This window comes from Pseudomonas sp. (assembly GCF_035277045.1).
GTDB lineage: Bacteria > Pseudomonadota > Gammaproteobacteria > Pseudomonadales > Pseudomonadaceae > Aquipseudomonas.
The window spans coordinates 13,303-25,746 of record NZ_DATELE010000095.1 but is presented as its reverse complement, the minus strand read 5'-3'; the positions used below and the strand labels follow the sequence as shown (position 1 = coordinate 25,746).

Below are 12,444 nucleotides of genomic sequence, written 5' to 3'. Positions count from 1 at the left end.
TCAAGGGGTCCGGTTACGCCGTGTCTCGATGATGTTCGGCAGCTGCGAGATCCGGCCCAGCAGGCGGCCGAGCGCATCCAGCCCAGGGATTTCGATGGTCAGCGACATCAGCGCGGTGTTGTCTTCCTTGTTCGAGCGGGTGTTCACCGCCAGCACGTTGATCCGCTCGTTGAGCAGCACCTGGGAGACATCGCGCAGCAAGCCCGGGCGGTCGTAGGCCCGGATGATGATGTCGACCGGGTAGGTCTGCACCGGCACCGGCCCCCAGCTGACCTGGATGATCCGCTCAGGCTCGCGGCCCGCCAGCTGCAGCACCGAGGCGCAGTCCTGGCGGTGGATGGTCACGCCGCGCCCCTGGGTGATGTAGCCGACGATGGCATCGCCGGGCAATGGCTGGCAGCAGCCGGCCATCTGCGTCAGCAGGTTGCCGACCCCCTGGATCTGGATGTCGCCGCGCTTGCCGGGCTTGTAGCCGGTGGCCTTGCGCGGCACCAGTTCGATCTCTTCCCGGCGATCGGGCTCGAGCAGCTGCTGCGCGGCGTTGACCAGGTGCGCCAGGCGCAGGTCGCCGGCACCGAGGGCGGCGAACATGTCTTCGGCCGTCTTGACGTTGGCCTTCTCGGACAGGCGTTCGAAGTCGACCTGCGGCAGGCCCAGGCGGCTCAGCTCACGCTCGAGCAGGGTCTTGCCGGCGGCGACGTTCTGGTCGCGGGCCTGCAGCTTGAACCAGTGGACGATCTTGGCCCGCGCCCGCGAGGTGGTGACGTAGCCCAGGTTGCTGTTCAGCCAGTCGCGGCTCGGGTTGCCGTGCTTGCTGGTGATGATCTCGACCTGCTCGCCGGTCTGCAGGCTGTAGTTGAGCGGCACGATGCGCCCGTTGATCTTGGCGCCACGGCAGTTGTGGCCGATCTCGGTGTGCACGCGGTAGGCGAAGTCCAGCGGCGTGGCGCCCTTGGGCAGGTCGATGGCGTGGCCGTCGGGGGTGAACACATAGACCCGGTCAGGCTCGATGTCGACCCGTAACTGCTCGGCCAGGCCGCCGATGTCGCCCAGCTCCTCGTGCCACTCAAGCACCTGGCGCAACCAGGAGATCTTCTCTTCGTAGTGGTTGGAGCTCTGCTTGACGTCGGTGCCCTTGTAGCGCCAGTGGGCGCAGACGCCCAGCTCGGCTTCCTCGTGCATGGCGTGGGTGCGGATCTGCACCTCGAGCACCTTGCCCTCCGGGCCGATCACCGCGGTGTGCAGCGAGCGGTAGCCGTTTTCCTTGGGGTTGGCGATGTAGTCGTCGAACTCCTTGGGAATATGCCGCCACAGCGTGTGGACGATGCCCAACGCGGTGTAGCAGTCGCGCATTTCCGGCACCAGCACGCGCACGGCGCGCACGTCGTAGATCTGGCTGAATTCCAGACCCTTGCGCTGCATCTTGCGCCAGATCGAATAGATATGTTTTGCCCGGCCACTGATGTCGGCGTTGACGCCGGTGGCCAGCAGCTCGTTCTGCAGCTGGTTCATCACGTCGCTGATGAAGCGCTCGCGGTCGAGCCGCCGCTCGTGCAGCAGCTTGGCGATCTGCTTGTACTGCTCGGGCTCCAGGTAGCGGAAGGACAGGTCTTCCAGCTCCCACTTGATGTGGCCGATGCCCAGGCGGTGGGCAAGCGGCGCATAGATGTCGAACACCTCGCGGGCGACGCGCAGGCGCTTCTCGTCATCGGCGCCCTTGACCGCACGGATCGCGCAGGTGCGCTCGGCCAGCTTGATCAGCGCGACGCGCACGTCGTCGACCATGGCCACGAGCATCTTGCGCAGGTTCTCGACCTGCGCCTGCGAGCCGAGCACCAGCGACTGGCGCGGGCTGAGGCTGGCACTGATGGCCGCCATGCGCAGCACGCCGTCGATCAGCTTGGACACCACCGGCCCGAAACGCTGGCCGACGTCGGCCAGGGTCACCTTGCCCTCGCGCACGGCGCGGTAGATGACCGCCGCCACCAAGGAATCCTGGTCGAGCTTGAGGTCGGCCAGGATTTCGGCGATTTCCAGGCCTGCCTGGAAGCTCGACGTGCCATCGGCCCAGGAATGCTTGGCCGGATTGCCTTTTTTCTCGACGTCCTGGGCGAACTCGCAAGCCGCCTTGAGCGCCTCGCGGTCCAGCGCCAGGTCGACGCTTACCACATGATCCAGCCATGCCTCGAGATTGATACTGCCGTCGTGGTTGACCGGCTGGTGCACTCTCACCTGTACCATCTTTTACCTACCTTTCCATACAGCGCACCACGCGGGTGCACTGGCAATCACCTGTGCCGCCCCCTGTTCCCTGGGAGCCGCACCACACGGACCAGCACCGCTAGCCCGCTTCGAATAACGCCATGGCCTCGACATGCGCCGTCTGAGGAAACATGTCGAGAATCCCGGCCCTTTTTAACCGGTAACCCTCATCGGCCAGCACCTGCGCGTCTCGCGCCAAGGTGGCCGGATTGCACGATACGTAGACCAGGCGCCTCGCACCGAGCCTTGCGATGTTTCGCACCATCTCGAAGGCGCCGTCACGGGGTGGGTCCAAGATTACCCCAGAAAAGCCCTCGCCGGCCCATTCCGCGCCTGCCAGGGGCTGCGATAAATCGGCCTGAAAAAACCGTACGTTATGCACATCGTTGTCACGCGCGTTGGCCGCTGCCCGCTCGACCATCGCCTGCACCCCCTCGACCGCTACCACTTCACGCGCCAGGCGCGCCAGGGGCAAGGCAAAGTTGCCCAGCCCACAGAAGAGGTCGAGGACCCGCTCGTCGGGCTGCGGCGCCAGCCAGGCCAGGGCCTGCTGGATCATCGCGGTGTTCACCGGCGCGTTGACCTGGATGAAATCTCCCGGTCGCCAGGCCAGCTCCAACCCCCAGGGCTCCAGGACAAACCCAAGCTTCTGGTCGGCCTGGACAGCGTGCGGGGCACCCTCTCCTTGCAACCATAGCTGTGCCTTGGCTTCCTGGCAAAACGCCAGCAAGCGCTTCAGATCATCATCGGCCAGCGGCGCGGTGTGGCGCACCAGGACTGCCTCGGCGGTGCCGCTGAACAGCTCCACATGGCCGATGTCCTGCGGCTTGGCGAGGCTGCGCAGCAGGGTCGGCAAATGCCGCATGATCGACTGCAAGGGCTGTACCAGCACCGGGCATTCTTCGATGGCGACGATGTCATGGCTGGCCTCGGCACGAAAGCCCACGTCGAGCTGGCGCGCCTTGGGGTCCCAGCGCACGGCCATCCGCGCGCGGCGGCGGTAGCCGAATTCCGGACCCGCCAAGGGCGCGGCCCACGCGTCTGGCTGGATGTTCGCGACCCGCTGGAGCTGCTCTGCCAGCGTGCGCTGCTTGAGCGCCAGCTGTTCGTCGTGAGGCAAGTGTTGCAAATTGCAACCGCCGCAGCGGTCGAAGTGCTTGCACGGCGCCGGCCGGCGCTCGGCGCTGGCCGTGATTACCCGCTCCAGGCGGGCCTCCACCACCTTGCCACGGGCATTGAGCACCCGCGCCTCGACCGCCTCGCCCGCCAGCGCGCCGCTGACGAACCAGGTACGGCCCTCGTGGAAGGCGATGCCACGCCCGTCGCCGGACAGCCGTTCGATGGTCAGGTGCTGCTTCTTGCCCACGGGTACCTGGGGCGCGCGGTCGCCGCCGGCCGGCTGGAAGCGCAGGCCGCTGTTGCGTTTTTGTCTGGACATCAGGGCGCCGCGTCGAACAGGCCGGTGGACAGGTAGCGGTCGCCGCGGTCGCAGATGATCGCGACCATCACGGCGTTTTCCACCTCACGGGACAGTCGCAGCATGGCCGCGACCGCGCCGCCGGACGACACGCCGCAGAAGATGCCCTCTTCACGGGCGAGCCGGCGGGTGACGTTCTCGGCTTCTTCCTGGGACATGTCGACCACCCGGTCGATGCGCTCGGCATCGAAGATCTTCGGCAGGTACTCCTCTGGCCAGCGGCGGATGCCCGGAATGGCAGCGCCTTCCATCGGCTGCAGGCCGACGATCTGAATGGCCGGGTTCTGCTCCTTGAGGAAGCGCGAGCAGCCCATGATGGTGCCGGTGGTGCCCATGGAACTGACGAAATGGGTGATCGTGCCTTCGGTCTGGCGCCAGATCTCAGGGCCGGTGCTACCGTAGTGGGCCTCGGGATTGTCGGCGTTGCCGAACTGGTCCAGGACCAGGCCGCGGCCTTCGGCCTGGAGTTTCTCGGCGAGGTCGCGGGCACCTTCCATGCCCGCTTCGCGGGTAACCAGGATCAGCTCGGCGCCATAGGCGGTCATCGCGGCCTTGCGCTCGGCGGTCGAGTTGTCGGGCATGATCAGGATCATCTTGTAGCCCTTGATCGCCGCGGCCATGGCCAGGGCGATGCCGGTATTGCCCGAGGTGGCCTCGATCAGCGTGTCACCCGGTTTGATCTGGCCGCGCAGTTCGGCGCGGGTGATCATCGACAAGGCTGGACGGTCCTTCACCGACCCGGCCGGATTGTTGCCTTCGAGCTTGAGCAGCAGCGTGTTGCTGGTCTGGCCGGCCAGACGCTGCAGGCGAACCAGTGGCGTGTTGCCGACGCAATCGGCGATGGTTGGGTACTGCAGAATCATGGCGTATTTCGCAATCCGGACGGCAGGGGCGACTATCATACCGGCAAAGTTTCCCCGGCCATATCACGCAATGTGTGGGTCTTATAGCTACAAGCTATAAACCTGCTTCTCTGCCACACCCTGCGGTTCCTGGGTGAGCACAGAGCCCGGCATCCTGGGCGCATGGGCCTGCAGGCGCATGCACAGCCGCAGGCCGGTACTGCCGTTCTCCGCCCAGAGCATCCCGCCCTGATGGCGGATGGCGCTGCGGGCGATGCTCAGGCCCAGGCCAAAGCCGCCATCCCCGGGACGCGAACCATCCAGGCGCGAGAATGGCGCGAAGATGCGTTCAAGGTCATCCTCGTGCACCCCGCCGCCCTGATCCTCCAGCCACAACAGCCAGTGACTGCCCGCGCGGCGCCCGCCCATGCGGATCATGCCGCCTTCTGGCGAATGACGGATGGCGTTGCGCAACATGTTCTCAAGCGCCTGGGCCAGATCATTGAGGTTGGCCTGCAGCCAGCACGCGCTGTCGACGTCGCAGCGTAGCCGCTCGCGCGGCCAGCCGCTTTCATAGCAGGCGTCTTCGGCGAGCATGTCCCACAAGGCCTGCAACTGCACCGGCTCAAGGTTCAGGGGGGTACGCTCGGCATCCTGCCAGGCCAGCTGCAGGGTGTCTTCGACCAGGCGCTGCATGCCGTCGATCTCGCGGTCCAGGCGTTCACGCAGGCGGGTGATGTCGGTCTCGCCCTCGCTGGCCACGCGCAGCCGGCTCAACGGGGTGCGCATCTCGTGCGACAGGTCGCGCAGCAGCTGCTGCTGCAGGGCCACGGTGTCTTGCAGGCGCTCGGCCATCTGGTCGAAGGCGCGCGCCAGCTCGCCGAGCTCGTCGCGCCGGCGGGTGGTGCTGGGATCGAGCCGCGCCGAGAGCTGATCGGCGCGCCAGGCGCTGGCCTGCTCGCGCAACTGGTTCAGCGGCACGATGAGCATGCGGTACAGGCCCACGCACAACAGCAGGGCGAACAGGCCGGGGATGATGCCGTTGGTCACGATGCGCCACGCCAGGCGGTACTGGCCGGGATTCAGGCGTTCAGGCAGTTCCATGACCAGCATGCCTTCCCCGGGGGCACCGGGAAATGGCAGGCGCAGCCAGGGCTGGACCACCGAGCGGCGGCTCATCGGCCAGTCCACCTCACGCAGGCGGGTCAGGCGTTCCAGCGTCGCGGCTTCGAGTTCGGCGCTGCCCAGTGGCTGCAGCTCCGCGTCCAGCACCCCGATCCAGCCCTGCTCGCGCGAGCGCATGCTTTCGATCCACTCATCGACCCCGGCCCGTCCACCGCCGCGCCAGGCCTGTTCGGCTTCCTGGGCATAGCCCCGCAGCTGGCTTCGGGCCGACTCGGCGAGAAAGGCATTGCGGGTTTCCATGGCCCGGCCCCAGCTATAGCTGAGGCCGATCATCAGCAAACAGAAGCCGACCAGCAGGATGGACAACTTCCAGAACAGCGAATGGCGGTCGGGCACGGTTACTCGGCCTCGCTGGCGCTGAGCACGTAGCCCTTGCCCCAGACAGTGCGGATGTGGTGCTCGAGATAGCCGATGGCTTTCAGCTTGCGGCGAATCTGGCTGACGTGCATGTCGAGGCTGCGGTCATGCCGGGCATACCCGCGTTGCAGCACCTGCTGGTAGAGGAAGGGCTTGCTCAGGACTTCGTCCTGGCTGCGCCGCAGGGTCTCGAGCAGGCGATACTCGCTGGGCGTCAAACCCGCCCACTGCTCGCCCAGGCAGACATCGGTCACCTGCTCATCGAAGCGCAGCTGCCCCGGCAGCGCGTCGCTGGGTGCCTGGCGGCGGCGCTCCAGCGCCACCCGGCGCAGGATGGCTTCGATGCGCACCTGCAGCTCGGCCATGCTGAAGGGCTTGGGCAGGTAATCATCGGCGCCGCGCTGGAAACCGCTGATGCGGTCGGCCTCGGCGCCGAGCGCCGACATCAGGATCACCGGGGTGGTGCTGCGCGTGCGCAACTGCGCCAGGGCATCAAGCCCATTGAGCCCGGGCAGCAGGATGTCCAGCAGCACCACGTCGAAGGGCTTCTGGCCCGCCACCTCGAGGCCTTCGCGGCCATTGCGGCACCAGGTCACCTGGAAGCCGCCACGCTGCAGTTCTTCGTGCAGGTAGGCACCCAGGACCGGGTCGTCCTCGATGGCCAGGATGTTTGAGGCATGAATGAGGTCGGGATTCATTGTCGGCTGCTAGCAATTCTCAATCGCGCAAGTATTGAGCAATCCTGGTAGCCAGGCAACAGGTCTTCGACATACGCCGCATTTTGCCTGGCAATGACGCGCCGCGCGGGGTAATTTCCCCGGTGGACCGCGCACCCCAGACGAGAAGACGCGGCCTTGGTACATGACAGGAGACCAGTGTGCTCGATCGATTGGGAATCAGAAGCCGGGTGCTGCTGCTCGCCTTGCTGCCCGCCGGCCTGATGGCGGTGGTGCTGGGCAGCTATTTCAGCTGGCTGCAGCAGAACGAGCTGCGGACCCAACTGCTGCAACGCGGCAAGATGATCGCCGAACAACTTGCCCCCCTGGCCGCTCCCGCCATGGCCCGGCGCACCCGCGCGCAGCTCGAGCGTATCGCCGCCCAGGCCCTGGAGCAGACCGACGTGCGCTCGGTGGCCTTCCTGGCACCGGATCGCACCAGCCTCGCCCATGCCGGCCCGAGCATGCTCAACCCGCCGCCCAGCGGCGGCAATGGCACGCAGCTGCTGCAGCGCACCGGCAATGATGCCACCCGCTACCTGCTGCCGGTCTTCGGTCACCACCGGGACCTGGCCAACGACGCCGTGCCGGCCGAGGCCGAGCACCTGCTGGGCTGGCTGGAGATCGAGCTGTCCCACGATGGCACGCTGCTGCGCGGCTACCGCAACCTGTTCACCAGCGCGCTGCTGATCCTGGTCTGCCTGTCGCTCACCGCGCTGCTCGCCCTGCGCATGAGCCGCGCGATCAACCGCCCGATCGGGCAGATCAAGCATGCGGTCAACCAGCTCAAGGACGGCAACCTCGAGGAGCGCTTGCCAACCATGGGCAGCCACGAGCTGGACGAGCTGGCCGCCGGCATCAACCGCATGGCCGAAACCCTGCACAATGCCCACGAGGAGCTGCAGCACAGCATCGACCAGGCCACCGAGGACGTGCGCCAGAACCTTGAGACCATCGAGATCCAGAACATCGAGCTGGACATGGCGCGCAAGGAGGCCCTGGAAGCCAGCCGGATCAAGTCGGAGTTCCTGGCCAACATGAGCCACGAGATCCGTACCCCGCTCAATGGCATTCTGGGCTTTACCCACCTGTTGCAGAAAAGCGAGCTGACCCCGCGCCAGCTCGACTACCTGGGCACCATCGAGAAGTCCGCCGACAACCTGCTGGGAATCATCAACGAGATCCTTGATTTCTCCAAGATCGAGGCCGGCAAGCTGGTGCTCGACAGCATCCCCTTCAACCTGCGCGACCTGATCCAGGACACCCTGACCATCCTGGCACCGGCGGCTCATGCCAAGCAGCTGGAGCTGGTCAGCCTGGTCTACCGCGACACCCCGCTCTCGCTGGTGGGCGACCCACTGCGGCTCAAGCAGATCCTGACCAACCTGGTGAGCAACGCCATCAAGTTCACTCACGAGGGCACCATCGTCGCCCGCGCCATGCTCGAGGACGAGCACGAAGACAGCGTGCAGCTGCGCATCAGCGTGCAGGACACCGGCATCGGCCTGTCGCCCCAGGACGTGCGCACCTTGTTCCAGGCGTTCAGTCAGGCCGACAACTCACTGTCGCGCCAGCCCGGCGGCACCGGCCTGGGGCTGGTGATTTCCAAGCGGCTGATCGAGCAGATGGGCGGCGAGATCGGGGTCGACAGCACGCCCGGCGAAGGCTCGGAGTTCTGGATCAGCCTCACCTTGCCCAAGGCGCACGATGACGCCGAGGAGCGCCCCCCGCAGGCGCTGCTGGGGCGCCGCGCCGCCATCGTCGACGGCCACGAGCTGGCGCGCCAGGCACTGGAGCACCAGCTGGACGACTGCGGGCTGAGCGTCAGCCTGTTCGCGTCCTTCGAGCAGTTGCTGCAGGCGGTGCAGGCCGCAGGCCAGGCCGGGCAGCCCTTCGATTTCGCGGTGCTGGGCGCCAATGTCGGCACGCTCTCGCCCGAGCGCCTTGGGCAGTACAACCGGCAACTGGAGCACGAGGGTTGCCAGGCGGTGGTGCTGTGTCCTACCAGTGAACAGGCGATGTATCACCCCTACCTTGCCAATGGCCACGGCCAGTTGCTGTCCAAGCCGACCTGCACCCGCAAGCTGCGCCGCCTGCTGCTGGAGCTGGTGCAGCCGCGCAACACTGGCATCGAGCCCCTCATCGGTGGCAGCCAGCCTGCGCCAAGGATCCTGTGCGTCGACGACAACGCGGCCAACCTGTTGCTGGTGCAGACCCTGCTGCAAGGCCTGGGCGCCGAGGTGCATGCCGTCGACAATGGCTACGCCGCGGTGCAGGCCGTGCAGGACGAAACCTTTGACCTGGTGCTGATGGATGTGCAGATGCCTGGCATGGACGGGCGCATCTGCACCGAGCAGATCCGCCAGTGGGAAGCCGGCCAGGCCGGCACTCCCTTGCCCATCGTTGCCCTGACCGCCCACGCCATGGCCAACGAAAAGCGTGCCCTGTTGCACAGCGGCATGGATGACTACCTGACCAAGCCGATCAGCGAGCGGCAACTGGCCCAGGTGGTGATGAAGTGGACCGGCCTGAGCCTGGGCGCGGTGCAGACCCTCCACCGCCCTGCCCCGCGGCCGGTTGAAAGCGGCGAGCTGAAGGTTCTGGACCGTGACGAAGGGTTGCGCCTGGCCGCGGGCAAGCCGGACCTGGCCGCCGACATGCTGGCCATGCTGCTGGCCTCGCTCGATGCCGAGCGCGACGCCATCCGCGCAGCCGTCGAGGCGGCCGACCGCACGTTGATGATCGAACGCGTCCACCGCCTGAACGGCGCCTCGCGCTATTGCGGCGTGCCCCAGTTGCGCGCGGCCTGCCAGCGCAGCGAAACGCTGCTCAAGCAGGACCATCCGCAGGCGCTGCAGGCGCTGGAGGAACTGGACAGGGCTATAGTGAGGTTGGCGGCCGAGGCGCGCTTGAGTGCTTGAACAACCTGCTTTTCCATTCTCGTGACAGGAGCCCTTCCCATGCGCGCACTCTTGTTCAGCAGCCAGCACTACGACCAGGAAAGTTTCACCAGCGCCCCGGCCATCCCCGGCCTTGAACTGCATTTCCAGCCGGCCCGGCTGACCGTCGATACGGTCGCCCTTGCCGCGGGTTTCGAGGTGGTCTGCGCCTTCATCAATGACGAGCTGAACACCGAGGTGCTCAGGCAGCTGGCCGCCGGCGGCACGCGCCTGATCGCCCTGCGTTCGGCGGGCTACAACCATGTCGACCTGGCGGCTGCCGAACGCCTGGGCCTGGCGGTGGCGCGGGTGCCGGCCTACTCGCCGCACGCCGTGGCCGAGCATGCCGTGGCGTTGATCCTGGCGCTCAACCGGCGCCTGCACCGGGCCTACAACCGCACCCGCGACGGCGATTTCACCCTGCATGGGCTGACCGGCTTCGATTTGCATGGCAAGACCGTCGGGGTCATCGGCACCGGGCAGATCGGCGCCGCCTTCGCGCGAATCATGGCAGGCTTCGGCTGCCAGTTGCTGGCGTATGACCCCTACCCCAATCCTGACCTGCTGGCCCTGGGCGCCCGCTACCTGGAACTGCCGGAGCTGCTGCGCCAGTCGCGCATCGTCAGCCTGCACTGCCCGCTCACCGAGCACACCCGGCACCTGATCAACGCCCGCAGCCTGGCCGAGCTGCAGCCGGGGGCGATGCTGATCAACACCGGGCGCGGCGCCCTGGTCGATACCCCGGCGCTGATCGAGGCGCTCAAGCGCGGCCAGCTCGGCTACCTGGGGCTGGATGTCTACGAAGAAGAAGCGCAGCTGTTTTTCGAGGACCGCTCCGACCTGCCGCTGCAGGACGACGTGCTGGCCCGGTTGCTGACCTTCCCCAATGTCATCGTCACTGCCCACCAGGCTTTTCTGACCCGCGAGGCTCTGGCCGCCATCGCGCAGACCACGCTGGACAACATAAGCCGCTGGGCGGCGGGCAATCCGCAGAATCTGGTGGAAAGTTGATGCTAGGATACGCGCCATATTTGGAGGACCCATGGTCGAGCACGATTTCCGCTACACCCTATTCAACCCGCAACACACCCTGATCGAATGCCGCGCCCTGCTGCCGGGCCGCTACCAGGTCACCGGCAACGGTGGCTCGATCCGCAAGAGCGACGTCCTGCTGGTCACGCTCAAGGGCAGCCGGGACCTGTCCATGCGCCTGACCGTCGAGAGCGTGCGCCACCTGATCAACCCGAGCGGCCAGTGGGTCGCGGTGGCCAGCGGGCCGGTGTTCGGCGAGCTTGAAATCCTCAACTGGCAGGTCAAGTGCGACAGCTGCGACGCCGTGCTGGACTTCGAGTTCGCCGTCGACGGCAAGCTTGGCAACAAGGCCCGCCAGCCGGCGGCCACCGCGCGCATCGCAGCCCTTGGCTGGACCAGCCGTGGCGACAAGCACCTGTGCCCACGTTGCCAGGAGAGCGCCCAGTGAAGACACTGCTGCTTGGCGCCCTGGCGGTCGGCAGCCTGGTGGGCTGCGCCGCCGAACCGCTGCAATTGCAACAGGAGCGCAGCTACGTGCTGGAGTGGATCGGTGATCGTCCGCTGATCGACTACAGCCACCTGACCCTGACCCTGGCCGCCGATGGCCGGGCCTACGGCAATGCCGGCTGCAACCACTGGTTCGCGCCCTATACGCTGGACGGGGAGCAGCTGCATTTCGGCAAGGTCGGCAAGACCCGCAAGCTGTGCGCGCCGGCGTTGATGGAGCAGGAGCAGCGCTTCCTGCAGGCGCTCGAGTCCGTGCAGCGCTGGGACATCACCCCGCAGGAGCAGGTGCGTTTCTGGCCGGCCGAAGGCCAGCCGTTGCGGTTGTGGGCCGAGGAAGGCTGATCACCTTGTGGGAGCGGGCTTGTCCCGCGATCGGCCGCGAAGCGGTCGCAAGTCCTGAGTCCGCGATCTACCTGATCGGTCGAGGGGGCTGGTCCTACGGCCGCTTCGCAGCCGATCGCAGGACAAGCCCGCTCCCACAAAGGGTCTGATCAGGGAAGTTGCCTCACAGAAGCCTGAGCAGGGCAGTTGCCTTCAGAGCATCTGATCAGGGCAGTTACTCCCACCCTGTCCAGAACCTGCTTCTAGGCGCCTTTGAGCGCCTTGATCCTGGCCTGCAGCCCTTCCAGCGTCTGCTCGCCCATCAGTTGCTCGCGCACCTTGCCCTTGTCATCGATGATGTAGGTCACCGGCAGCGCTTCGCTGCGGGGCAGCTCGTAGCGCTCGGCCGGGTCTTGGGCGAGCACGGTGAAGCCGATGCCCAGGGCTTCGCTGGCCTGCTTGAGCTCCTGGCCCTGCAAGCCATCGAAGTTCACGCCCACCACCTTGATGCCTTGCGCCTGCCACTGACTGGCCGCGGCATTGAGCTCGGGGATTTCGGTACGGCACGGACCGCACCATTCGGCCCAGTAATTGAGCACCACCCAGTGCCCTTCGATCTGCTCGGCCTTTACCGTGTTGCCGTGCTGGTCCACGCCGTAGTCGGCACCGCAACCGCCGAGCAACAGGCCCGCGGTGATGGCCAGTGCTGCTGCCAAACGCCTTGCCATGGGTCAATCCTTCTCGAAGTTTCAAGCAAAATACACAGTCGCTGCGGTTAGAATAGCCGCCACACCCTGCTGGATGCG

Annotated in this window: 10 protein-coding genes; 4 read left to right on the top strand and 6 right to left on the bottom strand. The window is 66.4% G+C overall.

Annotated features, from left to right (window positions below):
* The 5 genes from relA to VJS90_RS03845 form a co-directional block, all read right to left on the bottom strand.
* Complete coding sequence (relA, locus tag VJS90_RS03865) at positions 1-2,241, bottom strand: GTP diphosphokinase (RefSeq protein ID WP_324119294.1); 2,241 nt, start codon at positions 2,239-2,241, stop codon at positions 1-3.
* 100 nt (positions 2,242-2,341) lie between these two features.
* Positions 2,342-3,700: a 23S rRNA (uracil(1939)-C(5))-methyltransferase RlmD gene (gene rlmD / locus VJS90_RS03860; protein ID WP_324119292.1), complete on the bottom strand. Its 1,359-nt coding sequence runs from the start codon at positions 3,698-3,700 to the stop codon at positions 2,342-2,344.
* The gene (cysM, locus tag VJS90_RS03855) at positions 3,700-4,602 is read right to left on the bottom strand and encodes a cysteine synthase CysM (RefSeq protein WP_324119290.1); all 903 of its coding nucleotides are present in this window, start codon (positions 4,600-4,602) and stop codon (positions 3,700-3,702) included. The genes rlmD and cysM overlap by 1 nt, the downstream gene beginning before the upstream one ends.
* 87 nt (positions 4,603-4,689) lie before the next feature.
* Positions 4,690-6,102 (bottom strand): sensor histidine kinase, encoded by a 1,413-nt coding sequence (locus VJS90_RS03850; protein ID WP_324119288.1) that lies wholly within the window; start codon positions 6,100-6,102, stop codon positions 4,690-4,692.
* A 2-nt stretch (positions 6,103-6,104) separates the two neighbouring features.
* Positions 6,105-6,821, bottom strand: coding sequence for a response regulator transcription factor (locus tag VJS90_RS03845; RefSeq protein ID WP_324119287.1), 717 nt, complete (start codon positions 6,819-6,821; stop codon positions 6,105-6,107).
* A 179-nt stretch (positions 6,822-7,000) separates the two neighbouring features.
* On the opposite strand from VJS90_RS03845, the gene VJS90_RS03840 reads away from it, so the two are divergent.
* From VJS90_RS03840 to VJS90_RS03825, 4 genes are read left to right on the top strand one after another with little or no spacing between them, the layout of a single operon-like run.
* Positions 7,001-9,760 (top strand): response regulator, encoded by a 2,760-nt coding sequence (locus VJS90_RS03840; RefSeq protein ID WP_324119285.1) that lies wholly within the window; start codon positions 7,001-7,003, stop codon positions 9,758-9,760.
* Positions 9,761-9,799: 39 nt separating this feature from the next.
* Positions 9,800-10,789: a 2-hydroxyacid dehydrogenase gene (locus VJS90_RS03835; protein ID WP_324119282.1), complete on the top strand. Its 990-nt coding sequence runs from the start codon at positions 9,800-9,802 to the stop codon at positions 10,787-10,789.
* Positions 10,790-10,820: 31 nt separating this feature from the next.
* A complete protein-coding gene (locus tag VJS90_RS03830; protein ID WP_324119280.1) occupies positions 10,821-11,258 on the top strand; it encodes a hypothetical protein in 438 nt (145 codons plus the stop codon).
* Positions 11,255-11,659 carry an META domain-containing protein gene (locus VJS90_RS03825; protein ID WP_324119278.1) on the top strand — a complete coding sequence of 135 codons (405 nt, stop codon included), beginning with the start codon at positions 11,255-11,257 and terminating at the stop codon, positions 11,657-11,659. The genes VJS90_RS03830 and VJS90_RS03825 overlap by 4 nt, the downstream gene beginning before the upstream one ends.
* Positions 11,660-11,901: 242 nt before the next feature.
* Here VJS90_RS03825 and VJS90_RS03820 read toward each other — a convergent pair whose 3' ends face one another.
* Positions 11,902-12,366 (bottom strand): peroxiredoxin family protein, encoded by a 465-nt coding sequence (locus tag VJS90_RS03820; protein WP_324119276.1) that lies wholly within the window; start codon positions 12,364-12,366, stop codon positions 11,902-11,904.
* Positions 12,367-12,444 lie beyond the last annotated feature (78 nt).

Bases quoted from the DNA above. Each gene is read 5' to 3' on its own strand.
- relA (WP_324119294.1), bottom strand. From the start codon at position 2,241: ATGGTACAGGTGAGAGTGCACCAGCCGGTCAACCACGACGGCAGTATC.
- rlmD (WP_324119292.1), bottom strand. From the start codon at position 3,700: ATGTCCAGACAAAAACGCAACAGCGGCCTGCGCTTCCAGCCGGCCGGC.
- cysM (WP_324119290.1), bottom strand. From the start codon at position 4,602: ATGATTCTGCAGTACCCAACCATCGCCGATTGCGTCGGCAACACGCCA.
- VJS90_RS03845 (WP_324119287.1), bottom strand. From the start codon at position 6,821: ATGAATCCCGACCTCATTCATGCCTCAAACATCCTGGCCATCGAGGAC.
- VJS90_RS03835 (WP_324119282.1), top strand. From the start codon at position 9,800: ATGCGCGCACTCTTGTTCAGCAGCCAGCACTACGACCAGGAAAGTTTC.
- VJS90_RS03830 (WP_324119280.1), top strand. From the start codon at position 10,821: ATGGTCGAGCACGATTTCCGCTACACCCTATTCAACCCGCAACACACC.
- VJS90_RS03820 (WP_324119276.1), bottom strand. From the start codon at position 12,366: ATGGCAAGGCGTTTGGCAGCAGCACTGGCCATCACCGCGGGCCTGTTG.